We start from the raw sequence: 24,317 nt of genomic DNA, 5'->3' as shown, positions 1-24,317 counted from the left end.
AAATACCCTGTTGCCGGAGAGATTTAATGAAAAGTCCTGCTCCGGTAAAAATTCCGGCGAAAACCGTTACAGGTTTTCGCCGGATGATGCGCTTAGCGGCGCAGGCCGAGACGGCCGATCAGGTTCTGATAGCGCGCTTCGTCAACACCTTTGAGGTAGTCGAGCAGGTTGCGGCGCTGAGAAACCATTTTCAGAAGACCACGACGGGAATGGTTGTCATTCTTGTGGCCTTTGAAGTGACCGGTCAGGTTGGAAATGCGTTCCGAAAGAACGGCTACCTGTACTTCAGGAGAACCGGTATCGCCTTCTTTGGTTGCATATTCTTTGATAAGAGCCTGTTTGCGTTCAGCAGTAATCGACATCGGAATGTCCTTTTTGTTTAAGAGGAGAAATGTCGCCCGTGGCCAAGATGTCGTCCAGCCGGGGCCGTTTACTTCAGTTCTGTACAGTCAGCATTGACGAATGCCTTATACGGAACCTGACGATCATATAATCGAAACTGTGGCTTATTTCCAGACACATTTCAAAAAAGCCTGCAATGCAGGCTTTTTAATAAAATGCGCTAAGCTGTAATCGCTAGAGCGGTTTACGTTTATGTTGAATCGCAGTGCTCGCTCTAGATTCTTTAGTTTGTCGCATTATCCCGACGTCAAGTTGATCCAACTTGACTGTGAAATGCTCTAGTTTAATAAGTGAAAACGCGTTTCGGCTTGAACATACCTTGTTCAATGTAACCGATAGCCAGCAAACGGTTTTTGTGATTGGCGCAGACCTCATCGGATTCCAATGGTGCATCACGGCCACGTAAGATAACCGGATTGCCCATGCGCACACGGTGAGCCTGATCGTCGGACAAGGCAACCTGTACCAGATCTTCCAGTGCTGCACCGGTATCAATGATAAAATCATCAAGGGCAGAGAAATCACGAGGCGCTGCAGGTGCAGGTTCCGCATCTTCATCATCAGATTTCGGCGGCAGCGGCGGCCATGCGGCTTCAAGCTCTGCAAGCGTCACGAAGTCATCTTCGTTGAAAGGTGCAACTTCCAGACGGCGCAGCTCCGCAATATGACCGAGGCAGCCGAGATCACGCCCCATATCGCGGGCGAGCGAGCGCACATAAGTGCCTTTACCGCATTCAACTTCAAACACGGCCTGTCCGGATTCGTTGATCTCCACCAGCTCAAGCTGAAAAATTTCAACTTCACGGGAAGGAATAGCAACTGTTTCACCACCGCGTGCCAGATCATAGGCACGTTCACCGTCAATTTTAATGGCGGAGAATTGCGGCGGGGTCTGCTGAATAGTACCGATATAATTTGGCAAAAGCGCCAGAATATCGTCTTCTGTAGGACGCTTATCAGAGGTTTTGGTGACAGGTCCTTCCAGATCATCCGTGGAGCGTTCTTCGCCCCAGGTCACGGTGAAGGAATAGATTTTCGTGCCGTCCATCACGTAAGGTACGGTTTTGGTGGCTTCGCCCAGAGCAATCGGCAACATGCCGGAGGCAAGCGGATCAAGCGTACCGGCATGACCGGCCTTTTCAGCACTGAAAAGCCATTTGATTTTGGAAACGGCCTCGGTTGAGCCCATGCCTTTCGGCTTGTCAAAAATCACCCATCCGGAAACCGGACGGCCTTTTTTCTTACCTCTGCGTGCCATCAGCCGTTATTCTCGTTATCTTTATGTGTTTCTGTGTCGGATTCATCGCTGTCATCCTGCTGCAGATCACGCGCAACTTCCGGTGAGCGCAGCAAGGCATCGATCTTGGCAAAATTGTCGAAACTGGTATCCGGACGGAAACGGAATTCCGGCATATATTTCATCTGGCGCAGTTGCGGCGCAACGCGGCCACGCAGAAATTTCGCATTATTTGCCAGTGCTTTAATCACAGTCTGCACATCTGTATTGCCGACGATGCTGATAAAGCAGGTCGCAATTTTCAAGTCAGGCGACATACGCACTTCGGTGATGGAAACAACGGTATTATTCAGAACATCGTCACGGATTTCGCCGCGTGACAGCACCTGAGCCACGGCATGACGAACCTGCTCGCCGACGCGCAGCTGACGCTGTGATGGTCCTGTGGAAGAAAAACGGGACATGGGGACTCCAAAATCTGAGCCAAATATCGGTCGGCAACTGTACAAATTGCATGATTGCGGAAAAGCCTGCGCGGCTTTCATCCTATTCACAACCAGACTGATACAGCCTGACAATTATGACAATGCGGCCAATTAAAAATTCAGAGCGGCACTATGTCTGAAGATGAGTGTAAACCGCCCGAGAAATGAAGCAGCGGCAGTTCTGATAACTGCCGCTGCTTTGCTGATTACAGCGTACGCGTGATCATCTCAACGCGGAACGCTTCGATGATGTCGCCTGCGCGTACATCTTCGTAGTTTTCAAATGCCATACCGCATTCCTGACCCATCGGCACTTCGGCAACTTCGTCCTTGAAGCGCTTGAGTGTCTTGAGCTTGCCTTCGTGGATAACCACGTTGTCGCGGATAAGGCGTACACCGGCGCCACGCTCGACTTTACCGTCAACAACACGGCAACCGGCAACTTTACCAACTTTGGTGATGTTGAAGACTTCGAGAATTTCAGCGTTACCGATGAAGGTTTCACGACGTTCTGGCGGCAGAAGACCGGACATCGCTGCTTTCACATCATCAATCAGATCATAGATGATGTTGTAGTAGCGGATTTCGATACCCTGCTGTTCGGCTGCATCACGGGCCTGTTTATTGGCGCGGACGTTGAAGCCGATGATGGCAGCATTGGATGCTTCAGCCAGCGAGATATCGCTCTCTGTGATACCACCGGCACCCGAATGAACGATACGTGCGCGAACTTCATCAGTGCCGAGCTTGTCGAGCGAAGCGATAATCGCTTCAACCGAACCCTGCACGTCACCCTTGATAACCAGCGGGAACTCTTTGAGACCGCTCGACTGCAGATTAGACATCATCTGCTCAAGAGAACCGCGCGAGCCTGCCTGACGGGCAACGGCCTTATCGCGGGCAAGACGCTGACGGTATTCAGAAATTTCACGGGCTTTCGCTTCGTTGGCAACAACCGCAAAGCGGTCACCAGCCTGCGGCGTGCCGGACAGACCGAGAATTTCCACCGGCATTGCAGGGGATGCTTCTTTCACATGGTCGCCATGGTCATTGACGAGGGCGCGAACGCGACCCCATGCACTGCCGGCGATGATGATCTCGCCCGGATGCAATGTACCTTTCTGAACCAGAACGGTTGCAACCGCACCGCGACCGCGGTCAAGCTGAGCTTCAATAACCACACCTTCAGCTGTACGCTCAGGATCGGCTTTAAGATCAAGAATTTCAGCCTGCAACAGAACGGCTTCAAGCAGCTTGTCGAGGTTGATTTTGTTCTTGGCAGAAACTTCCACATCAAGCACTTCACCGCCCATGGTTTCCACAAACACATCGTGCTGCAGCAGGGCATTGCGTACTTTTTGCGGATCAGCGGTCGGCTTATCGATCTTGTTGATCGCCACGATGATCGGAACACCGGCCGCTTTGGCGTGGTTGATCGATTCAATCGTCTGCGGCATCACGCTGTCATCAGCGGCAACTACCAGAATGGCGATATCCGTTGCCTGCGCACCACGGGCACGCATCTGCGTAAAGGCGGCGTGACCAGGCGTATCGATAAAGGTGATTTTCTGGCCGTTCTGTTCAACCTGATAAGCACCAATATGCTGGGTAATACCACCGGCTTCACCCGAGACCACATTTGCCTGACGAATTGCATCGAGCAGCGAGGTCTTACCATGGTCAACGTGACCCATAATGGTAACAACCGGCGGACGCGGCAGCATTGCGCTGAGATTGTCTTCCACGTTGAAGATACCTTCTTCAACGTCAGATTCCGCAACGCGTTTAACGGTATGGCCGAATTCTTCCGCGATCAGCTGTGCCAGATCGGAATCGATCACATCGCCCGGCTTCATCATCTGACCCTGTTTCATCAGGTATTTGATGATATCAACGGCACGTTCCGTCATACGCTGTGCCAGTTCCTGAATGGTAATGGTTTCAGGAATAGTCACTTCACGGGAGATCTTTTCACGGACTTCCTGCATCTGCGAGCGCTTGAACTTTTCTTGACGGCGACGCATAGCCGAAAGCGAACGCGAACGGCCTTCGTCTTCCAGATTGCTGTTCAGGGTCAGTTTGCCGCGACGGCGATCTTCTTCAGCCTTGGTCGGCTTTGTAGCGCGCACTTCCGGCTTCGCAGGTACGTTACGACGTACGCCTGCACCACCACGACGATCATCATCATCATCATTCTGCGGCTTGCGGTTCAGAACCTGCTGGGTCGGCTTTTTGTCGGCCAGCGGTGCTTCAGCATTAATATCGCGCGGGGCAGGTGCGCCGCCGGTGCGGTTGTAGCCGCCCTGATTTGGACGGTTCTGACCAGCAGGGCCACGGTTCTGGCCGCCAGAGCGATCACCCGAAGGACGATCGCCGCTTGGACGTGCAGTAGCAGGACGCACAGGTGCAGCCGGTTCGCGCTTGCGTGCTTCAGCTTCAGCTTTAGCCTTGGCTTCAGCTTCTGCCTTGCGGCGTGCATCTTCTTCAGCCTGACGGCGCTCAGATTCCAGACGCTCGATTTCACGGCGCTTTTCTTCTTCCGCGCGGCGGATAGCTTCTGCTTCTGCGCGTTTGCGGTCTTCCGCATCACGGATTACCGCATCCTGAAGGGCGCGGCGACGTGCATCCATTTCCGAAGAGGACAGGGTGTTCAACACCATGCCCGGACGGTCATTGGAACGGTTGCGCTGTTCATTGCGGCCACCCGGACGGGAACCCTGCGGCTTGTTATAGCCACCACCGGCCGGACGATTGCCCGCAGGGGCACCCGGACGGGTTGTAGCAGCCGGTGCTGCCGGACGGGCAGCAGCAGGCGCTGCAGGTTTAGGTGCAACAGGTTTTGCAACTGCGGCTTCAACAGGCTTGGCAGCCTGCGGAGCAACCGGTGCGCTTTCTGTTTTTGCAACAGGCGCAGCAGTTTCTGTAACAGGTGCAGGCTTAGGCGCATCTGCAATCACGGCCGGCTTTTCAGCAACCGGAGCAGGAGCAGCTTGTGCCGGTGTCGGAGCCGGTGCAACTGGCTGAACAGGAGCCGGAGCGGCTGCAGCTTCAGGTTTTTCGTCAGGACGGGTAAACTTACGTTTTTTCGTCTCAACAACAACCGACTTGCTGCGTCCGTGGCTGAAATTTTGCCGTACAGTGCTCTGTTCGACTCCTGGCCGCTTGATGGTCAGCGTCTTTTTTGTGTCGACGCTCAGCGTCTTGTCGTCGTTTGAATTACTGTCGCTCATTCTGATTCCGTTTCCTTCGCAGCAGTGGCTGCCAGATTTTCCAAGTTCGCTGCGCTCTCGCCGCGATATTTATGCAGCTGAAGCGCCCGCGTGACGAACCCGGTTGCTGCCGTTCCTTCAATCACGGCGGCATGTATTACATTTCCGCCGCCAAATGCCAAATCCATTTCATCCCCTGTAAAAAGGGAATAGGCTTTAATATCTGCTCCGGTTGCCATCTTCCTCGCATGACGCGCCTGATCCAGCTTTCGGATGCCGTCGGGAGCCGCTGTTGTCGCATGAAGCACCATTGTAACGCGGCCGGTACGCACAGCAGAATCAACTTTCGCCGATCCTGTCACCACAGCACCGGACTTTCTGGCCAGTGCTAGACTGCCCAGCGCGGATTTTGTCAATAGCCTGTCGACCAGAGAGCCTAAATCCGCCGGCACCGAAACTTGCGTTTTCAGTGCGCGGGGCAGCAGTTTGCGTTTAACCGCTTCATCAACAATATGCCGTTCTGCTTTAATCCAGCATCCGCGTCCGGGTAAATTGCGCTTCAGATCCGGTACAACACTACCGTCGGGTGCAGCCACAAACCGGATGAGATCTACAGCCGGGCCGCTCTCGCGCGTAACAATACAGGTCCTGTCGTTTTTATCCGGTTTCAACCAGAACTCCACTTCGCTCGAAAACAGCGCCGGTGGAGAGGAACTGTTTTCTACTTTAATATGAGTGCAAGGGCAAGAAGCCCTGCAATATGTGTGCGCAAGACAGCCGTAAACCGAGCGGTTCCGGCTGTATGCAGTTTGTCGGAAAACAGGCCTGTATCAAAAAAGCTGACACAGGCATTATTTCCGTTTTTATGACGCAATTTCGGACGGAAAACCGGTTTCCACTTTTCCTGAAATTGCTGTAGATGCCGATGCGCGGACATCAAAATCCGCCCGCGCGAGCGGCAGTTGCAAGATGCTGATTAAGCATCTGCCTGCTCTTCATCATCGCTTGTCGAAGCCAGCTCATTGGCAGCTTCTTCCAGCTGATCTTCTGTAATCCAGCCTGCTTTAAGGCGGGCTGCGAGAACCATCTGCTCTGCGTCTGTGCGGGAAACTTCAAACGGTGTCAGAACACCGGCATGAGTAACAGTTTCGCCGTCTTTACGCTCGCGCCAGCCCACGAGATCATCCACCGCATAACCGGCAAAATCATCCATGGTCTTCACGCCGTCTTCACCGACTGCAACAAGCATTGCACTGGTCAGACCCGGTACATCGCGCAGTTCGTCGCTGACGCCCAGTTCGAGACGACGGTCATTCAGATCGCTTTCGAGACGATCCAGATATTCTTTCGCACGATCCTGAATTTCAGCAGCAGTATCAGCATCGAAACCATCGATCGAAGCGATTTCGTCGCTTTCGACATAGGCGATTTCTTCAACCGAACCGAAACCTTCGGAAGCTAGAACCTGACCAACCATTTCATCCACATTCAGCGCTTCCATGAACAAAGCAGAGCGTTCTGTGAATTCTTTCTGGCGGCGTTCGGATTCTTCGTTTTCCGTCATAATATCGATGTCCCAGCCGGTCAGCTGCGAGGCAAGGCGTACATTCTGACCGCGACGGCCGATGGCCAGCGACAGCTGATCGTCAGGCACAACAACTTCGATACGTTCTGCATCTTCATCCAGAACAACCTTGGCCACTTCCGCTGGCTGCAAGGCGTTAACGATGAAAGTCGCTGCATCCGGTGACCAAGGAATAATGTCGATCTTTTCGCCCTGCAATTCGCCGACAACGGCCTGAACGCGGGAACCGCGCATACCAACGCAGGCACCGACAGGATCAATCGAGCTGTCACGGGACACAACGGCCATTTTGGCGCGTGAACCCGGATCACGGGCAACCGATTTGATTTCAATAATGCCGTCGTAGATTTCCGGCACTTCCATGGTGAAGAGTTTCGCCATGAACTGCGGATGGGTACGCGACAGGAAAACCTGCGGGCCGCGCTGTTCGCGACGGACATCATAGACATAAGCGCGGATGCGGTCGCCGTAGCGGAATGCTTCACGTGGGATCAGTTCGTCACGGCGGACAATGGCTTCACCGCGGCCGAGATCAACAACCACATTGCCATATTCAACGCGCTTGACAGTACCATTGATGATTTCACCCAGACGGTCTTTGAATTCGTCATACTGGCGGTCACGCTCGGCTTCACGCACTTTCTGTACGATTACCTGTTTGGCGGACTGGGCAGCAATACGGCCGAAATCCATTGGCGGCAGCTGGTCGGCAAGGAAATCGCCTACTTGTGCATCCGGATTGCGTTCACGTGCGGATTCCAGAGCGATCTGTGTGGCGTAATCTTCTACAGTTTCAACCACTTCAAGCAGGCGCTGCAGCTTGATTTCACCGCTCTTGGAATTGATATCCGCGCGGATATTGGTTTCCAGACCATAACGGGAGCGGGCAGCTTTCTGAATGGCATCGGCCATCGCTGCAATCACGATCTCGCGGTCAATGGATTTTTCGCGCGCAACCGCATCAGCGATCTGAAGAAGCTCTAGCCTGTTTGCACTGACTGCCATTGGTCTCTCCTTGGTGCAGCACCCGTTTTTTGCTTCTGGGTGCGAAAGCTTTTTTGTTTTGTCGCATTATCATGACAAGCAAATGAAGTCATTCGCCTGTGAAATGCTTAGTTGTCTTTATCGCTCTCCGGAGCATCGGCTTTGCCGCTGTCCAGATTGAATTCATCACTCAATTCGTCGCCCGGAATACGGCCTTCGCGCAGAGCTTTGTCTTTGCGCAGCGCATCACGGATCAGATCATCGGTCAGGATCAGTCTTGCGTCAGCGATCAGCTCAAAAGGAATTGTGGTCTGAGCTTCCGCGCCGTAAGTGGCCTGATCGGTTTCGAGAGTGACAGTTTCATCTTCAACCTTGATGATGCGGCCGCGGAATTTTTTGCGGTTATCATGCAGCATCGAGGTTTCGAGTTTGGCAATATGACCCTGCCAGTTGGAAAAGTCAGATTTGCGCACCATCGGGCGGTCAATGCCCGGTGAAGAAATTTCAAGGTGATATTTGCCGTCAATCGGATCTTCAACATCAAGAACCGGAGAAACGGTACGGCTGACAATTTCGCAATCTTCCACGGTCATGGTGCCGTCCGGACGCTCAGCCATAATCTGCAGGGTGAGGCCGTTGAGGCCGGAAAGACGCACGCGCACAAGACGGAAACCCGCAGCATTAATCGCAGGTTCGATCAGCGATGCCACTTTTGCATCAATACCCGTTTCACGGATAATGCGTGGTTCATCCTGTGTCGCGTCAAGCGCTGTAATGATATGGTCCTGTTGTGTTTGTTCGTTCACCCTGTATTCCTTAAAATACGTGCAATAGGATTTCCGGCGGCAGTCTGCTCAGTTTTCAGTGTGTACCAAACAAAAAAGAGCGGGACCGGTGGGACCCACTCTTGTTCTACCGACCAAGAATTTGAGGCAACTATACAGAAAAAAGCCGCCTGTGACAAGCCTTGTCCTTGAGGACGAATTATCGTCTGATAAAGGTAAGGTAAGCAGCCTGACGGCCTTCACGGAAAGCTTTGGCTTCATAGCGTGTACCCGGCCATGCTTCATAAGGTGTGTGCCAGTCGGCAGCACTTTGTGCCTGCCATTCAAGCGCACCATGGTCGTGGCAATGCTGCAGTGTCCAGTTGACATAAGTATCAATGTCGGAGGCAAAGCGAAACAAAGCGCCGGGCTTCAGCACGCGGGCGAAGCGGCTGAGGTTTTTCTGGCTGACAAAACGGCGCTTCCAATGTTTCTTTTTCGGCCACGGATCAGGATAAAACAGATCAATGCCGTCGAGCGATGCATCCGGCAGCCAATCCAGCACCAGCGTTGCATCGTCATCATAGAGACGCAGGTTCGGCAGCGGATTGGCATCCTGTGCGCCAAGCATTTTCGCCATACCGTTGACGAAAGGCTCAACGCCGATAAAACCGGCTTCCGGTTTGCGGGTGGCTTCATGTACAAGATGCTCGCCGCCGCCGAAACCGATTTCCATACGCACTTTTGAAACATCGGCCATAAACAGCGTGCGCAGATCCTGCGGCGCAGGGCTAAGGAGATCGAGTTTGAGCTGCGGCAACAGGTCTTCGCGCAGAAAACGCTGATGCGGGCGCAACGGTTTGCCGTTACGGCGGCCATAAAAAGCTTCCGTCGCACGTGAGCCGCGTGGCTGTTGTTCAGAGGACTCTGCGCTCATGGCTTCATCCTTGAGATCACAGTTGCGTTCAGTATCAGACATCGGCACGTTTCTTTATGGTTCAGATAATCGGAATAAGCCGCTTTACACATAATCAGCGACGGAAAGTCTACTGATTTTTGTGTGGCTGTTAAAGAAACAGGGCACCATGAGAGAAACATGGTGCCCTGAAATCCGGAATATTGAGAATGAAATCAGACCTTAAGCGCAGCTTTCAGTGCTTTGACCAGATCTGTCTTTTCCCATGAGAAAGAGCCGTCGCGACCGGCTTTGCGGCCGAAATGGCCATAGGATGCGGTCTTGGCATAGATCGGTTTGTTAAGGTCGAGATGTTTGCGGATGCCGGTTGGCGACAGATCCATGACCTGACGCAACGCTGTTTCCACATCGCTCTCGGCGACTTTGCCGGTGCCGTGCAGGTCAACATAGACCGAGAGCGGCTGGGCAACACCGATCGCATAGGACAGCTGAATGGTGCAGCGGTCGGCAAGACCGGCAGCAATCACATTCTTGGCCAGATAACGCGCGGCATAGGCTGCGGAGCGGTCAACCTTGGTCGTGTCCTTGCCGGAGAATGCGCCGCCGCCATGCGGGGCTGCACCGCCGTAAGTATCAACAATGATCTTACGTCCGGTCAGACCGGCATCACCGTCCGGTCCGCCGATGACGAATTTACCGGTTGGATTGATGTACCAGTTGCAGTTCGCAGCAATCGGCAGATCACCGAGCGCTTCGCGGATCACCGGCTCAACGACCTGACGGACTTTTGCGGAATCCCATGAGGCATCCAGATGCTGGGTTGACAACACAATCTGTGTGACTTCCGCAGGCTTGCCATCGGCATAGCGCACTGTGACCTGACTTTTGGCATCAGGGCCGAGCTTGCCATAATCGCCTTCGCCTTTGTGGCGGGCAGCGGAGAGCAGCTCAAGAATTTTATGCGCGTAATAGATTGGCGCCGGCATCAGATCCGGTGTTTCGCGGCAGGCATAACCGAACATGATGCCCTGATCGCCCGCACCTTCTTCACCCTGACGGTCGGCAGCATTATCAACGCCCTGCGCAATATCCGCCGATTGCGGATGCAGCAGCACGTCGATTTTCACATTGCGCCAGTTGAAGCCTTCCTGTTCATAACCGATTTCACGGATGGCTTTGCGGGCAGCAGAACGGAAGCGGGAAGGGTTGATCTGCTTATGACCTTTGGCATCAAGCAGAATTTCACCGGCTTTGTCTTTTTTCAGGAATGTGTCCGGCACACGCACTTCACCGGCAATCACGACGCGGTTGGTAGTGGCAAGGGTTTCACAGGCAATACGTACAGACCACGGATCAACACCGGTTTTACGTGCTTCCTTGTAGATCATGTCTACGATTTCATCGGAAATACGATCGCAAACCTTATCCGGATGACCTTCGGATACCGATTCACTGGTGAAAAGATATGAACTGCGTGACACGGGAAACCCCTCTTGAAAATCTGCGGAGCATTGTACTCTCCGGAGAAACAGTTGCTTTCAGCATTGTGCATTTCTGCGCACGAACTGCTGATAATTCATTGCGCGCCGTTTTCAAACCGTTTCAGGCCGCTTTCAGAAAAGCCTGTCTGCTACGGAATGAAAGTGAAGCAATCGCTCTATAAAGAAATCAGACGTTATTTGCGCGTATAATCAGCACGAAATGACAAGATATACAACTATCTGCATGTGTTTATGTGCGAGATTTAACGCAAGAAGCTGCCAAATTGTCGCATTAAGCGCCTGCTATAATGCGACAAAACAATAGGATAGGGCAGTTTCAGGGATTCTGTTTTTACCGAATTCGCGCCTCTGGCGCTTCAGAGATTAATCATCATCATTGGCAAGGGTTTTTACCAGATCAATGATTTTACGGCGCACTTTCGGATCAGTGATTTTTGTAAAATAACGTGTCAACTGCACGCCTTCATTTGTCTGAAGAAAATCAACAACATAGGTTGTTTCGTTGTCTTCCGCAAAACCGCTGTTCTGCTGTCCGGCCTGTTCCGGTGCATCTTCAAAAAAGAAGGCAACCGGTACACTCAATATGGATGAAATGGCTTGCAGGCGGCTGGCACCGACGCGGTTGGTGCCTTTTTCATATTTTTGAATCTGCTGGAAGGTAATACCGAGATTTTCACCGAGTTTTTCCTGACTGAGGCCAAGCATGTTCCGGCGCAACCGGATGCGGCTGCCCACATGAACATCAATGGGATTGGGTTTCTTTTTATTCTCAGTCATTCACAAATGCTCCTCGCTTATGCGAGCTTTCCTTGATGAAAAATGGTTTGCTTAAATCAGCATATTTTTCGGAGAATTATAGGGTTCATCTGAAATTTCATCAGTTTCATGTGTATATCATAACATCAAAAATATGATGTCAACCGAAACGCTCGGTACGGATGGCATGTAAACCACATGAAATTACGAGCAAGATGAACAGAAGTGTGAAGAACTGTGTTTCTCCTGCCGGTTTGCGCCAGAAGCCTGTCGCTTTTGGTGGCAGACGGCCATCAATAAATCCGACTTCATTCAGGTTGAGATGTTTGGTGATTCGACCGTAAGAATCGGTAATTGCTGAAATACCGTTATTGGCTGCGCGCAGCAAAGGCAGTCCCTGTTCTACAGCGCGCAATTGCGCCTGCCGGAAATGCTGATAAGGCCCCGGCGTATTGCCGTACCATGCGTCATTGGTAATATTGATGATCGCATCAACACTCTTACCCTGATAGCCAAGCTCGGACGGGAAAATCGCCTCATAGCAGATCAAGGGCAGCAGGGTCAGGCTCGGGCTGACAGTGAGGGCATGGCGCGCCGGTGCTGCGGTAAAGCCGCCGGGTAATTCCACCACTTCCTGCATGCCGACAGAGCGCAGCAGACCTTCCAGCGGCAGATATTCACCGAATGGTACAAGATGAACCTTGTCAGCAGTTGCGGTCACCTGACCGGCGGCATTCACCGCGAAAATACTGTTATAATAGGCGGAGAGATCTTCTCCTTCACCGCGCACCGCTCCGGCCAGCAGCATTTGATTCGGCTGAAGTGCCTTGCCGATGGCACTCAAGGCTTCCTCGACCTGTGGCAGCACATAGGGAACGGAGGTTTCCGGCCAGATAATCACATCAGGCACCGGCTCGCCATTGGCAGGCGGGCGGGTGCTGAGATCAAGATGCTTGTCGAAAATCGCGCGGCGCAGCTGATTATCCCATTTGGCATCCTGTGCAATGGAGGCCTGAACCAAACGGATGACAGGTGCATCAGCGCCTTGCTCTGACAAGGCCGGTGCCTGCTGTAAGCGCCATGCGCCATAACCGGTATGGGCAATCAGCAAGGCGCTGGCGGCAATTAATCCGCTACGCCAGCCATAGCGCTGACGTTTATTGCCAAACAATAGAGCGGGCATGGCGAAAATCACCACAGCAAGAATATTCATGCCATAGAGGCCGGTAATCGTAACTGACTGCATCAACAGTGGTGTCGGCATCAGCATATAGCCGAGCGCATTCCATGGAAAACCGGTGAGAATGAAGGCGCGCAGCCATTCTGTAACGCCGAGTGCGATGGCCAGCACCAGAATACGAATGAGACCGGCGCCCCAGAATATCCGTGCAAATGCCGCAGCAAAAGCGAAGAAAAACGCCAGAAAGGCAGGCAGGCCGAGAATAGCGAATGGTAATGCCCAGGCGAAATTTTCGGCATCCACCAGCAACGCCATGCCGATCCACCAGAGACCGGCGAGAAAATATCCGAAACCAAACAACCAGCCGGTGCGAAAAGCAGGGAGCAGGCGCTTCCATCCGGTTGCGGTTGTTGTGCCAGAACTGTCAATCAGCAGCACCAGCAGCGGAAAACCGATAAATCCTGCGGGCAAAAAATCAAAAGGCGGCAATGCCAGCGTGACACTTGCACCGGCGAGAATGGTCAGGAGCGCTCTACGCCAGCCGGTGAGGTTTTCAGTCAGGCGGAGATAAAGGCTGCTCACTATATTCGGTCTCTCAATGGGGATAAGGCTGCAAGTATAAAGTGTAGAGCGAGTTTTGAGTGTCCAAAAGGGCACGCGGCGCTCTACTCAGTTTATGAGCCGAAGATTAAGAAAAACTGAGAAGAGAATACAGCGATAAAAAAAACACCGCCGGTTGCGGCGGTGTTTTAATAGATTGTGATGCTGTTAGAGCATTTCACAGTTAAGTTGGATCAACTTGACGCCCGTGATAATGCGACCAAATAAAGAATCTAGAGCGAGCGCTATGATCCAATCTGGACGTAAACCGCTCTAGCCTTGGAAATAATCCCCGTTTCGCGGCGTGATGCGCACTTTATGGATGCGCCGTGAATCGGCTTCCAGCACTTCCAGTTCGTAGGCAGGCAACACATCAATGATCGCGCCGGTTTCCGGAATATGATCCAGAGCCGAGATGATGAGACCGCCGAGCGTATCCACATCTTCACTGTCTTCGCCCTGCGTAAAGCCTGCGCCGATCAGTTGTTCCAGCTCTTCCAGTTCCGCACGGGCATCAACAGTATAAGAGCCGTCCGGATTGCGGATCAGGGACAATTCTTCGTCGTCATGTTCGTCTTCAATATCGCCGACAACCATTTCAACAATGTCTTCCAGCGAGACGAGGCCGTCTGTGCCGCCATATTCGTCGATCACCAGCGCCATCTGAATATGGCTCGCCTGCATACGCGCCATCAGGCTGCTGGCCAGCATGGAGGAGGGGACGAACAGCACCTTGCGCATCAGGTTCAGTTCATTGATCGGTGTTGTGAGATCAATTTTGGACAGATCATAGCGCTTGGCAGCGGCTGGCTGTTCTGAACCGGCAGGCTGTTGCCTGCTCATGCGGGTGATGTAGTTGAGAACATCGCGGATATGGATCATGCCGCGCGCATCATCGAGCGTCTCAACATAAACCGGCATACGGGAATGGCCGGAGGACTCAAACAGCTCCAGCAATTCACCCAGCGGTGTTGAATATTCGATAGCTTCAATATCAGCGCGGCTGATCATCACGTCATCGACGCGAAGTTCCCGCAGGCGCAGAATGTTGTTGAGCATTGCCTTTTCTTCGGCAGAAAAAGCTGTGTCGCTGTTCGCATCATCGGACAGCGCATCCGTCAGATCTTCGCGGATCGAGCTGGTCTGGCGCGAACGGAGAAACGGAAATAATCCGGAAAGGAGTGAGCGTTTTTCAGATCCTGCCGCTCGTGCAGGATTTTGCCCCGTACTCTGCGCTTCCGGATCGTTCTGAGAAACGGCGTCGCTGTGAACAGCGCCCGTTGAAGAATTGTGATTAGTCTGATCAGCCATGGTCAATCGTTTTCATTATCGGTTGAATGTACAGTATAAGGATCAGGTATGGCAAGAGCATGAAGAATTTCGCGCTCCAGTCCCTCCATTTCTTCTGCTTCCTCATCATCTTCATGATCGTAACCCAGCAGATGCAGCAGGCCATGCACGATCATGTGATGCAGGTGCTGATTAAAGCTTTTGTTTTCTTCAAGAGCTTCACGTTCGACAGTTTCCCGCGCAATAATAATATCGCCGAGCATCGGCCCCGGAGCATCGCCCGGCGCGATGTCAAAGGCCGGAAAAGACAGCACATTGGTGGCTTTGTCTTTATTGCGCCATTGCGCATTAATCGTGCGGATCGAGGCATCGTCGGTCAGAACGAGGCTGAGCTCGGTCTCTTGCTGCGGCAGTTCAAGCCGCGCCCAGACGGCATCGACACAGGATCGGGCAAGCGTTTCATAGGTTTCATTGTCGTCCCCCGACGGGGTTTCCCAAAGAGAACTTTCAATGAGAATGTCGATTGTAATCATTTTTGTTTCGTGAACCGGTTTATTGTTAAGACAACAGCCCGCCTGCAAAGAGACGGGCTGTTATAAAAGTCAGTTTGTAATCTAAAAACCTATTTAGGTTTCCGAAGGCGTGTTTTCACCCTCAGTCACACTAACTTTATGATGTTTCAGCGTTTTGGCCGCACCGCGCTTTTCATAGGCGCGGACAATAGCTGCAACCATCGGGTGGCGCACCACATCTTTGTCGCTGAAGCGCACAGTGACAATGTTTTCAACATCGCCCAAAATCTCCAGCGCTTCCACAAGGCCGGATTTCTGACCGGTGGGCAGATCGATCTGGCTTGGATCACCGGTAACGATCATGCGTGATCCTTCACCCAGACGGGTCAGGAACATTTTCATCTGCATGGATGTGGTGTTCTGCGCCTCGTCGAGAATAACGGCCGCATGTGCCAGTGTACGGCCGCGCATGAAGGCCAGAGGCGCAATTTCAATCACACCGGCGGCCAGTGCTCGCTCGACTTTATCCGCAGGGATCATGTCATAAAGCGCATCATAGAGCGGGCGCAGATAAGGATCGACCTTCTCTTTCATGTCGCCGGGCAAAAAGCCGAGCCGTTCACCGGCTTCAACTGCAGGGCGGGATAACACAATCCGCTCAACCAGTCCGCGCTCCAGCAGCATGGCCGCATGGGCAACAGCGAGATAGGTTTTACCGGTACCGGCAGGGCCGGTGCCGAAAACCAGTTCCGAGCGCTCCATCGCACGCATATAGGCATCCTGCGTCGGCGTGCGGGCAAAGATGGTCTTTTTGCGTGTGGAGATTTGTGCCGCGGAAAGGCGGGTTTTGGTTTCAAGGGTTGGCAGGCACAACTGGTCATCACGCACCGGCGTTGCAGTTGCAGCCATGCGCAAGGCACCATCGACATCGGATTTGCTCAGGTCATGACCTTTTTGCAAAAGCGAATAGAGGTGATCCAGTGCCATCCGCGCCTGTGCTGTGGCGGTTGCTTCACCGCGCAGGATCAGTTGATTGCCTTTGGAGCGGACATCAACACCAAGTTTTTGCTCAATATAAGCGAGATTCTCGTCGAATTGGCCAAACAGCGCACTCGCCAGCCGGTTGCTGTCAAAATCGAGGACTATATGAGCCATATCAGAAGCGCCATCCTGCAGAGCAGGGATTGTGGTGGCGGGTTTTTTCAGTTCTTTGCTAACCTGTTTGCCCGTGGTGACGTTCAACCGGCTCTCCTTGATTGCGGTTTAGCTTTATTTAATTGTCAGTGCGCTGATCCGCCGTGACGGATCATATCTGACACGATTATGGTACAGATTAATGACACTGTCACGCGGGAAAGCAGAGCCGGACAAAGGCGAACGTTATTTAAGCTAATTTCTCGGCGACAAGGCTGTTGGTGCCGGTGGAATTGACGCGTACGCGGATCATATCACCGACTTCACCCGGATTATTTTCAATGATTACCGGAATGAGCCATGGCGAACGGCCGATCATCTGCCCTTCAAAACGTCCCGGCTTTTCAAGCAGTACATCCATTTCCGTACCGACAAGACTATTCTGAAATGCATATTGCTGTTCGCTGAGCAGCGCCTGCAAACGCTGCAGACGTTCGTCCTTCACGGATTCTTCCACATGATCCGGCAGATCGGCACCGGGAGTGCCCGGGCGGGATGAATATTTGAACGAATAGGCTTGCGCATAACCCACTTCGCGCACGAGCCGCATCGTGTCCTCAAAATCCTCATCGGTTTCACCAGGGAAGCCGACAATGAAGTCGCCGGACAGTGCCAGATCAGGGCGCACAGAACGGATACGCTCAATCAGGCGGATATAATCCTCGCCTTTATGTTTGCGGTTCATCGCTTTGAGAATACGATCGGAACCGGCCTGCACCGGCAGATGCAGATAAGGCATCAGAATATCGAGATCGCGATGGGCATTGATCAGTGCATCATCCATGTCGCGCGGATGGCTGGTCGTGTAACGCAGACGGGCAATGCCCGGAATTTCCGCTAAGCGATAGAGCAGTTCTCCCAAGCCCCATTCGCGGCCGTCATCGCCCGCGCCGTGCCAGCCGTTGACATTCTGGCCAAGCAGGGTCAGTTCACGCACACCAGCCTGAACCAGCTTTGTCGCTTCATTGATGATCTGGGCAACGGAACGCGAAACCTCTGAACCGCGTGTGTAAGGCACAACGCAGAAGGTGCAGAATTTATCGCAGCCTTCCTGCACCGTCAGAAATGCGGAAACGCCACGTTTGCGTACCTGTTCACGGCTGGCAAGCGGCAGATGCTCAAACTTGTCTTCAACTGCATATTCGGTATCGACAACCTGACGGCCTTCACGCACCTGAGCAAGCGCCTGCGGCAAGCGGTGATAGGTCTGCGGGCCGACCACAAGGTCAACAGTCGGCGAACGGCGCAGAATTTCATCGCCTTCCGCCTGTGCCACACAACCGGCAACACCGATAATCAGATCTTTGCCGTCCGCCTGACGCTTATTTTTCAAATTACGCAGGCGACCCAGCGCAGAATAGAGCTTTTCAGAAGCTTTTTCGCGGATGTGGCAGGTATTAAGCAAAACCATATCCGCATCATCGGGGCTGTCTGTGGTGACATAACCTTCTGCGGCCAGACTGTCGGCCATGCGCTGGCTGTCATAGACATTCATCTGGCAGCCATAGGTTTTGACAAAAACCTTACGGCTATTGGCCAGATTATTACCGGAGGCAGTGACATTTAACGGAGTGTCAGAGGCCGGATGATGCGGGTTGGGTGCTGTTTGATCCTTCATGGCGCGGCTTTTACCGCTTTTCCCTTAGCTTGAGAAGGGGACAGATGCGCGCAAAACACCATGAAAGACCAGATATTCTAAAAGCGGATCAATGCTCCGGTTAGAGCGCCGTGTGCCAGCTTGGCACATAAAGGTCGGTCTAACATTTTAAAATTAGAGCATAATTTTACCTTAAACTGATCCAAGTTTAAGGAATTATGCTCTAGTCAAAAACCTCATCCGGATAGGCACCCCAGATTTTTCCCTGACGGATCCAGCCGCGTGTGCCCTGTGTTTCGAGCTGACACCATTGGCCGGTGCATTCACGGATAGTGGCGATGACACCTGCCTCAGCACGGGCAACAACGCGGGATGTGTCGCTGGCGCTGGCGTAAAGATCAATTACATTATCCGCCTTGCCGCGCTCCCACGGAGCAACGATAGCGGTGCGCTTGCCTGCCAGAAGTGACTGATAGACCCAGCCTTCCGTGCCGTCAGCATCACGGATACGGCGCCAGTTGTCATATTCCTGAATGATCTCAACCGGCAGTCCCGATTTGGTATAAAGCCATGACACTGCATAATCGCGCCCCGGACCCACACGGATATTCACACGGGCAGGCTTCAGGCTGACAAAACGCGGGATCGGCAGGCCGCTTGGCCCCAGATTGGCAGATGAGGTTGCTTCTTTGCTCGGTGCATCTTCACCGGAAGGACCTTCTTCCGCGGAAGATGGTTCTGCACTTTCGGAAGCGTCCTGTGCATAGGCATGATGCGAGCCGGATAAAGGGGACAGCAGAAACAGGCAGGAAAACAGACCTATAGCCAGTAACAGACAAAAATTTGATTTTTCTGTTTTATGCATATGCTGTTTCATTCGCAGTCCTGACCGGCTTATATTCTGGTATAGTTGTCCCGACGGTTTGCAAGATTGGTCTGTAAGATCAATATGACGTTAGGAGACCAGAACCGGCGCTTTTTCTTTGTCTTTGTTCGTCCGCCTTGCTAGACAGTGTATGAACCATGACAATGCCGCACTCTGCACCTTCTTGGTTAAGGAGGTCTCAACGCGACACATCAAAGGGGTAGAAATGTCGGGCAAAAAGAAACCATTGGTCGTCATTACCCGGAAATTACCGGATCCTGTTGAAACGCGCATGCGCGAATTGTTTGATGCGCGCCTGAATATTGATGATCATAAAATGTCGCGTGAGGAACTGGCTGCGGCCATGCGCGAGGCCGATGTGCTGGTACCGACGATTCGCGATGTGATTGATGCGGAACTGATTGAGCAGGCAGGCCCCAATCTGAAACTGATCGCCAATTTCGGCAATGGTGTGGACAATGTGGATGTAACCGCTGCTGCCAAGCGCGGCATCGCCGTGACCAATACCCCGAATGTTCTGACAGAAGATACCGCCGATATGGCAATGGGGCTGATTCTGTCTGTGCCGCGTCGTCTTGTGCAGGGTGCGAATGTGTTTTCCACTTCCGGCGAATGGCCGGGCTGGTCGCCGACATGGATGCTTGGCCGGCGCATCTGGGGCAAGCGCCTCGGTATTGTCGGCATGGGGCGTATCGGCACTGCTGTTGCACGCCGCGCCAAGGCTTTCGGCCTTGCTATCCATTATCACAACCGCAAGCGGGTTCATGCGGCGGTTGAGGAAGAGCTGGAAGCCACCTATTGGGACAGCCTCGACCAGATGCTGGCACGGATGGATATTATTTCCGTTAATTGCCCTTCAACACCGGCAACATTTCATCTGCTTTCAGCGCGCCGCATCGAATTGATGCAGCCAAATGCTTATCTGGTGAATACGTCACGCGGTGAGATTGTTGATGAAAATGCGCTGATCCATCAGATTGAGCAGGGCAAGCTCGCGGGTGCCGGTCTTGATGTGTTTGAACAGCATCCGGCGGTTGATCCGCGCCTGCTGAAACTGGCCTCGGAGGGCAAAGTTGTAATGCTGCCGCATATGGGCTCAGCCACGCTGGAAGGGCGTATTGATATGGGCGATAAAGTCATCGTCAATATCCGCGCCTTCTGGGACGGTCACCGCACACCGGATCGTGTATTGCCGCCAAAGGTTTGAAATATTGAGCTTACAAAAAAGCCGCCGGAAATTCCGGCGGCTTTTTTATTCTTATTGCGCGTAACCCTGAGGTAATTCTGGTTATGGCGTGGTGAAAATGGTGATCTCCGAGAACCGGAGCGGAGCGTATTAAAGATACGTGAGCACCGGAAGTCGAGGAAAGCGCCATTTGCAGCCCGCTAGAGACAGAATTCATTATGGACGCCTAAAATGGCTAGGTAAGTCATACAAATAAGCAATTCGCTCAATTGCTTCACGCAGCGGCTCATAGGCCACGGTCATGGTATGGCCATTGGCATGGATCATCATATCGGGGCTTGCCATAATCGCCACATGACCCGGCCAGAACACTAGATCGCCACGCTGCAAATTGGCATAATCCTTACCGGCCTCAATCACATCACCCAGATGATCGCTCTGCATATCGGAATCGCGCAACACATCGCGCCCTGCATCCAGCATGGCAAGCTGCACCAGTCCTGAACAATCAATGCCAAAACCGGATGTGCCACCCCAGAGATAAGGCGTGTTAATCAGGCTTTCGGCTGTGGTGACATAATCGGCAATAGTCTCGTTGATCGCCCGCAGATGCTTGGCGAAAATCGCAGTGCCATCCGGCAGCATGCCGTAACGGCTACCACGGTTTTCAACGAACTCGGTGATCTCAACGACTGAGCCGAGGGACAGAGCACTGGTATGACGGAAACGCAGATCAGCTCCGGAATAGATGAAAGTGCGCGGCACACAGATACGATGGGTTGGTTTATTGCTAATTTCACCCAGTTCGCTATCAGGCATATAGCCGACATAGCCGTCGCGCACAGCTTGCACCCAACTCCAGCCATTCGCCTGCTCAAAAACGGTGACTTCATCGCCATAGAGAATCTGGCTCTGCGGGCCGCTGGCAGGTTCAGGCTTGCTGCGCAGATCGCTGACGGGAACGATTACACGTTTGCGCTTGCCTTCTGTAAAGGCGGCGGCATCGACTTTTCCGTGTAAAGCACTATCCGCCAGATCGGGGCGATAGGCATGGAGACGACGGTCAGGCTGGGTCATAAAGGCAATTCCCTGGACTTGGAGATAACGCGGTCGCCTAGTCTTTCAACATAGAGCGCGCCGCTGACAGTTCGTTTAATCAGGACATTACGCAGATCCTGCGGATCGCGATGGCGGCTGACCAGCCCCATCGTGCCCATCGTATCCAGCGCACGGGTAATAACAGGTTTAGTCACACCAAGACGCGCGGCCAGCGCGCGCACTGTATGGGGCGGTGTTTCAAGATAGATTGTCAGCAATATGGCCATTTGCCGCCATGTCAGATCATGGGTTTCGTCACGCACCTGCGACAGGGAAACGGTCTGTAACAGCGTCAGCGCCTGTAGTGGTTTTAACTCGACAGCCATGAAATGCCACTTGTTTAAGAGAAAGGCCTGCCCGTGAGTACAGGCAGGCTGCTTGTTTACTTTACGTGTAGCGTATTCAACTGCTTTTGAATTGAACCTGCAAGAGGCTTAAACATAGCGTTGTTTGATCACCTGATAAAGTGCGCGGATACCCTGTGCAGCACCGCCGACAGTGGCTGCGGATTTCTCAACCGGTGTCCAGCCGTAAATGTCGAAGTGACCCCAGACTTTGGCATTTTTGACGAAGCGCGAGAGGAACAGTGCTGCTGTGACAGAACCGGCAAAACCGTCGGTGGTCACATTGTTAATGTCCGCAACTTTCGAGGCGAGTTTGGCCTCATATGGTGCCCAGAGCGGCATACGCCAGAGCGGATCGGACTGTGCTGCCGCCTGTTCTGCCACTTTTGCAGCAAAAGCTTCATCATGACTGTAGAATGGCGGCAGGTCAGGCCCCAGTGCCACACGGGCAGCGCCGGTCAGGGTTGCCATGTCGATGATGAGATCCGGATTTTCTTCATCGGCGAGGGTCAGCGCATCGGCGAGAACCAGTCGGCCTTCCGCATCGGTATTGCCGATTTCGACCGTCTGTCCCTCACGGGATGTCAGAATATCACTCGGGCGGAATGCATTACCGGAAATGGAGTTTTCAACCGCTGGGATCAGCACGCGCAGGCGCACCGGCAGTTTGGCATCCATAATCATACGCGCCAGACCCAGCACATTGGCGGCACCGCCCATATCTTTTTTCATCAGCAGCATGCCGCTGGCAGCTTTGATATCAAGACCACCGGTATCAAAGCATACGCCCTTGCCAACCAGCGTAACTTTCGGATCGCTGTCTTTGCCCCAAGTGAAGTCAATCAGGCGCGGTGCAGTATCGCTGGCACGGCCGACAGCATGGATCATCGGGAAGTTTTGCTTCAGCAGATCATCACCGATAACAGCAGTGAATTTCGCGCCATAAGCCGTTGCAAGGTTACGGGCTGCCAGTTCCAGTGCGTCCGGCCCCATATCACTGGTCGGTGTGTTGATCAGATCGCGGGTCATGGCGCTGGCATCGGCAAGACGACGGGTTTCCGCCAGATCGGACAGGCCGGAAATATACAGCGAAACGCTGCCCTGCTCTTCTGCAGAAGCGTCTTTTTTATAGCGATTGAACTGATACCCGCCGAGCAAAAAGCTGACCGCGAATAATTCCGCATGGTCAGCTTTACCTTCAATATGCCAGTTGCCTGCAGGCAAGAGGCGGGCAAGTTTGCCGCCGATCAGACGACCTTCGCTGCTCTTGTCTTTGTCCGCCGGTTCAATGCCGAATAAAGCGCCGCTGATCTGTCCCTGTTCATTGGCCAGTGTCAGTAATTGTCCGGCTTTGCCTTTATAGGCATTGGCTGCTGCCCAGTTGAGGACAGTTTGCGGAAACTGACCATTCGCCAGTGTCTCCGGTGTGACCAGCCATATCGGGCGGCTGTCCGCAGCCTGTTGATCGAGAAGAGCAGCACGGTTCGCAGAAAGAGGCAGGGAGGTCATATTGATTTCCGGTATTTATTTTCAGGAGAGCGGCATGAGTCGCTGATGTCAGCTCAATAATTAACTCTCTATTAGGGTTAATGGAATATTGATTTTATCATATTCAGGTGAAGCGCGGGTTAATGCAGAGGACTGATTTCAGGCGCTTTCAACGACCGTATTTTATGGAGACAGTTTGATGCAGAAAAATGCGCTGGCTTTTGAACAACCGGATAAATCATGCCGTGGCCTGCGTTACGGAAAAAGCCGTTTTCTGACACTCACCACTGCTCTTTTCATAACAGGACTGGCACTCGCCGGTTGCAACAGCGTGGACCGCACCACAACCGGCTCGGTTGCTAAAGGCAACGGCACCAAGGCTGAGCGTTCCATTGAGCAAATGAATGCGCAGCAGCTCGCACAGGCCGCTCAGACCTATGGCGCGCATTATCAGAAGAATCCGACCAGCAAAGTGGCCGCTCTGAATTATGCGACTGTGCTGAGCATGGCTGGCCGCAGCGATCAGTCGCTGGCTGTGATGCGGGCAATTGCCATTCAATTGCCGAAAGATAAACAGGTTCTGGCGGCTTATGGCAAAGCTCTGGCCGGTGCAGGTGAGCTGGATGCGGCACTGGATGCAGTACGCCGTGCGCAGACACCGGATTATCCTGACTGGCGTTTGCTGTCTGCGGAAGGGGCTATTCTCGACCAGCAGGGCAATTCCGCGGATGCCCGTGCAATCTATCAGAAAGCACTGCAGATCAAGCCGGGTGAGGCTTCAATCCTCTCCAATCTCGCAATGTCTTATGTCTTAAGCGGTGATCTGCCAACAGCTGAAAAATATCTGCGTCAGGCGGCAACTGCGAATGGCAGTGACAGCCGTGTCCGCCAAAATCTGGCGCTGGTCGTCGGCCTTCAGGGGCGCTTTCAGGAAGCAGAAACCATTGCCTCCCGCGAATTGTCACCGGAGCAGGCAAAAGCCAATACCGATTATTTGCGCTCAATGCTGGCAAAGCAGGGCTCTAAAAAACAGGCTTAAAGTCTGAAAATTTACAGATTAAAAAATGACCCCTGCCTGAATTATACTTCAAGCAGGGGTTTT

General features: G+C 53.0%; 20 protein-coding genes and 2 pseudogenes. 2 read left to right on the top strand and 20 right to left on the bottom strand.

The window, feature by feature from the left end; all coding sequences use genetic code 11:
• Positions 1-92: 92 nt before the first annotated feature.
• From rpsO to F7P81_RS05290, 17 genes and pseudogenes are all read right to left on the bottom strand, one after another.
• Positions 93-362 carry a 30S ribosomal protein S15 gene (gene rpsO, locus F7P81_RS05365; protein WP_022711344.1) on the bottom strand — a complete coding sequence of 90 codons (270 nt, stop codon included), beginning with the start codon at positions 360-362 and terminating at the stop codon, positions 93-95.
• Positions 363-685: 323 nt separating this feature from the next.
• Entirely contained in the window at positions 686-1,660 is a 975-nt protein-coding gene (truB, locus tag F7P81_RS05360) for a tRNA pseudouridine(55) synthase TruB (protein WP_151158791.1), read from the bottom strand.
• Positions 1,660-2,103, bottom strand: coding sequence for a 30S ribosome-binding factor RbfA (rbfA, locus tag F7P81_RS05355; RefSeq protein WP_075653979.1), 444 nt, complete (start codon positions 2,101-2,103; stop codon positions 1,660-1,662). The genes truB and rbfA overlap by 1 nt, the downstream gene beginning before the upstream one ends.
• A 227-nt stretch (positions 2,104-2,330) precedes the next feature.
• Positions 2,331-4,943: pseudogene (infB, locus tag F7P81_RS05350) on the bottom strand (translation initiation factor IF-2); the annotation flags it as partial.
• Between the two features lie 105 nt (positions 4,944-5,048).
• Positions 5,049-5,354: pseudogene (locus tag F7P81_RS17255) on the bottom strand (translation initiation factor IF-2 associated domain-containing protein); the annotation flags it as partial.
• A complete protein-coding gene (locus F7P81_RS05345; protein WP_084664797.1) occupies positions 5,351-6,004 on the bottom strand; it encodes an RNA-binding protein in 654 nt (217 codons plus the stop codon). The gene F7P81_RS05345 and the pseudogene F7P81_RS17255, both read right to left, overlap by 4 nt.
• A 305-nt stretch (positions 6,005-6,309) precedes the next feature.
• Positions 6,310-7,923 (bottom strand): transcription termination factor NusA, encoded by a 1,614-nt coding sequence (gene nusA, locus F7P81_RS05340; RefSeq protein ID WP_151158789.1) that lies wholly within the window; start codon positions 7,921-7,923, stop codon positions 6,310-6,312.
• A gap of 107 nt (positions 7,924-8,030) precedes the next feature.
• On the bottom strand, positions 8,031-8,708 hold the full coding sequence (rimP, locus tag F7P81_RS05335; RefSeq protein WP_151158788.1) for a ribosome maturation factor RimP: 678 nt from the start codon (positions 8,706-8,708) through the stop codon (positions 8,031-8,033).
• A gap of 178 nt (positions 8,709-8,886) precedes the next feature.
• Positions 8,887-9,603 carry a tRNA (guanine(46)-N(7))-methyltransferase TrmB gene (gene trmB / locus F7P81_RS05330; protein WP_151158993.1) on the bottom strand — a complete coding sequence of 239 codons (717 nt, stop codon included), beginning with the start codon at positions 9,601-9,603 and terminating at the stop codon, positions 8,887-8,889.
• A gap of 194 nt (positions 9,604-9,797) precedes the next feature.
• Positions 9,798-11,063: a methionine adenosyltransferase gene (gene metK / locus F7P81_RS05325; protein ID WP_022711334.1), complete on the bottom strand. Its 1,266-nt coding sequence runs from the start codon at positions 11,061-11,063 to the stop codon at positions 9,798-9,800.
• Between the two features lie 384 nt (positions 11,064-11,447).
• Positions 11,448-11,861: a helix-turn-helix domain-containing protein gene (locus F7P81_RS05320; RefSeq protein WP_151158787.1), complete on the bottom strand. Its 414-nt coding sequence runs from the start codon at positions 11,859-11,861 to the stop codon at positions 11,448-11,450.
• A 139-nt stretch (positions 11,862-12,000) separates the two neighbouring features.
• Complete coding sequence (gene lnt / locus F7P81_RS05315; RefSeq protein ID WP_246176033.1) at positions 12,001-13,602, bottom strand: apolipoprotein N-acyltransferase; 1,602 nt, start codon at positions 13,600-13,602, stop codon at positions 12,001-12,003.
• A 291-nt stretch (positions 13,603-13,893) separates the two neighbouring features.
• A complete protein-coding gene (locus F7P81_RS05310; protein ID WP_022710347.1) occupies positions 13,894-14,931 on the bottom strand; it encodes a hemolysin family protein in 1,038 nt (345 codons plus the stop codon).
• Positions 14,932-14,933: 2 nt separating this feature from the next.
• Positions 14,934-15,443, bottom strand: coding sequence for an rRNA maturation RNase YbeY (gene ybeY / locus F7P81_RS05305; RefSeq protein WP_022710346.1), 510 nt, complete (start codon positions 15,441-15,443; stop codon positions 14,934-14,936).
• Between the two features lie 93 nt (positions 15,444-15,536).
• Complete coding sequence (locus F7P81_RS05300) at positions 15,537-16,577, bottom strand: PhoH family protein (RefSeq protein ID WP_151158991.1); 1,041 nt, start codon at positions 16,575-16,577, stop codon at positions 15,537-15,539.
• A gap of 229 nt (positions 16,578-16,806) precedes the next feature.
• On the bottom strand, positions 16,807-18,234 hold the full coding sequence (gene miaB, locus F7P81_RS05295) for a tRNA (N6-isopentenyl adenosine(37)-C2)-methylthiotransferase MiaB (protein ID WP_151158786.1): 1,428 nt from the start codon (positions 18,232-18,234) through the stop codon (positions 16,807-16,809).
• A gap of 202 nt (positions 18,235-18,436) precedes the next feature.
• Positions 18,437-19,090, bottom strand: coding sequence for an SH3 domain-containing protein (locus F7P81_RS05290; RefSeq protein ID WP_246176032.1), 654 nt, complete (start codon positions 19,088-19,090; stop codon positions 18,437-18,439).
• A 214-nt stretch (positions 19,091-19,304) separates the two neighbouring features.
• Between F7P81_RS05290 and F7P81_RS05285 the strand changes: the two genes are divergently transcribed.
• Positions 19,305-20,306: a 2-hydroxyacid dehydrogenase gene (locus tag F7P81_RS05285; RefSeq protein WP_116088692.1), complete on the top strand. Its 1,002-nt coding sequence runs from the start codon at positions 19,305-19,307 to the stop codon at positions 20,304-20,306.
• A 195-nt stretch (positions 20,307-20,501) separates the two neighbouring features.
• Here the strand turns inward: F7P81_RS05285 and F7P81_RS05280 are convergent, their stop codons facing one another.
• The 3 genes from F7P81_RS05280 to F7P81_RS05270 form a co-directional block, all read right to left on the bottom strand.
• Positions 20,502-21,362, bottom strand: coding sequence for a C40 family peptidase (locus tag F7P81_RS05280; protein ID WP_151158785.1), 861 nt, complete (start codon positions 21,360-21,362; stop codon positions 20,502-20,504).
• Positions 21,359-21,709, bottom strand: a complete 351-nt coding sequence (locus F7P81_RS05275) for a MarR family transcriptional regulator (RefSeq protein ID WP_116088694.1) — start codon at positions 21,707-21,709, stop codon at positions 21,359-21,361. The genes F7P81_RS05280 and F7P81_RS05275 overlap by 4 nt, the downstream gene beginning before the upstream one ends.
• A gap of 108 nt (positions 21,710-21,817) precedes the next feature.
• Entirely contained in the window at positions 21,818-23,236 is a 1,419-nt protein-coding gene (locus tag F7P81_RS05270; RefSeq protein WP_151158784.1) for a leucyl aminopeptidase family protein, read from the bottom strand.
• A 178-nt stretch (positions 23,237-23,414) separates the two neighbouring features.
• Here F7P81_RS05270 and F7P81_RS05265 point away from each other — a divergent pair, with 178 nt between their 5' ends.
• Positions 23,415-24,254, top strand: coding sequence for a tetratricopeptide repeat protein (locus F7P81_RS05265; RefSeq protein ID WP_151158783.1), 840 nt, complete (start codon positions 23,415-23,417; stop codon positions 24,252-24,254).
• Positions 24,255-24,317 lie beyond the last annotated feature (63 nt).

The organism is Pseudochrobactrum saccharolyticum (assembly GCF_008801715.1).
GTDB classification, from domain to species: Bacteria; Pseudomonadota; Alphaproteobacteria; order Rhizobiales; family Rhizobiaceae; genus Pseudochrobactrum; species Pseudochrobactrum saccharolyticum.
Note: the sequence above shows the minus strand (reverse complement) of the source record. Positions and strands in the feature narration are given on the sequence as shown.

Excerpts from the sequence above, each read along its gene's own strand:
- rpsO (WP_022711344.1), bottom strand. The coding sequence starts at position 362 with ATGTCGATTACTGCTGAACGCAAACAGGCTCTTATCAAAGAATATGCA.
- truB (WP_151158791.1), bottom strand. The coding sequence starts at position 1,660 with ATGGCACGCAGAGGTAAGAAAAAAGGCCGTCCGGTTTCCGGATGGGTG.
- rbfA (WP_075653979.1), bottom strand. The coding sequence starts at position 2,103 with ATGTCCCGTTTTTCTTCCACAGGACCATCACAGCGTCAGCTGCGCGTC.
- nusA (WP_151158789.1), bottom strand. The coding sequence starts at position 7,923 with ATGGCAGTCAGTGCAAACAGGCTAGAGCTTCTTCAGATCGCTGATGCG.
- trmB (WP_151158993.1), bottom strand. The coding sequence starts at position 9,603 with ATGAGCGCAGAGTCCTCTGAACAACAGCCACGCGGCTCACGTGCGACG.
- F7P81_RS05320 (WP_151158787.1), bottom strand. The coding sequence starts at position 11,861 with ATGACTGAGAATAAAAAGAAACCCAATCCCATTGATGTTCATGTGGGC.
- F7P81_RS05310 (WP_022710347.1), bottom strand. The coding sequence starts at position 14,931 with ATGGCTGATCAGACTAATCACAATTCTTCAACGGGCGCTGTTCACAGC.
- ybeY (WP_022710346.1), bottom strand. The coding sequence starts at position 15,443 with ATGATTACAATCGACATTCTCATTGAAAGTTCTCTTTGGGAAACCCCG.
- F7P81_RS05300 (WP_151158991.1), bottom strand. The coding sequence starts at position 16,577 with ATGGCTCATATAGTCCTCGATTTTGACAGCAACCGGCTGGCGAGTGCG.
- miaB (WP_151158786.1), bottom strand. The coding sequence starts at position 18,234 with ATGAAGGATCAAACAGCACCCAACCCGCATCATCCGGCCTCTGACACT.
- F7P81_RS05290 (WP_246176032.1), bottom strand. The coding sequence starts at position 19,090 with ATGAAACAGCATATGCATAAAACAGAAAAATCAAATTTTTGTCTGTTA.
- F7P81_RS05285 (WP_116088692.1), top strand. The coding sequence starts at position 19,305 with ATGTCGGGCAAAAAGAAACCATTGGTCGTCATTACCCGGAAATTACCG.
- F7P81_RS05280 (WP_151158785.1), bottom strand. The coding sequence starts at position 21,362 with ATGACCCAGCCTGACCGTCGTCTCCATGCCTATCGCCCCGATCTGGCG.
- F7P81_RS05275 (WP_116088694.1), bottom strand. The coding sequence starts at position 21,709 with ATGGCTGTCGAGTTAAAACCACTACAGGCGCTGACGCTGTTACAGACC.
- F7P81_RS05270 (WP_151158784.1), bottom strand. The coding sequence starts at position 23,236 with ATGACCTCCCTGCCTCTTTCTGCGAACCGTGCTGCTCTTCTCGATCAA.
- F7P81_RS05265 (WP_151158783.1), top strand. The coding sequence starts at position 23,415 with ATGCAGAAAAATGCGCTGGCTTTTGAACAACCGGATAAATCATGCCGT.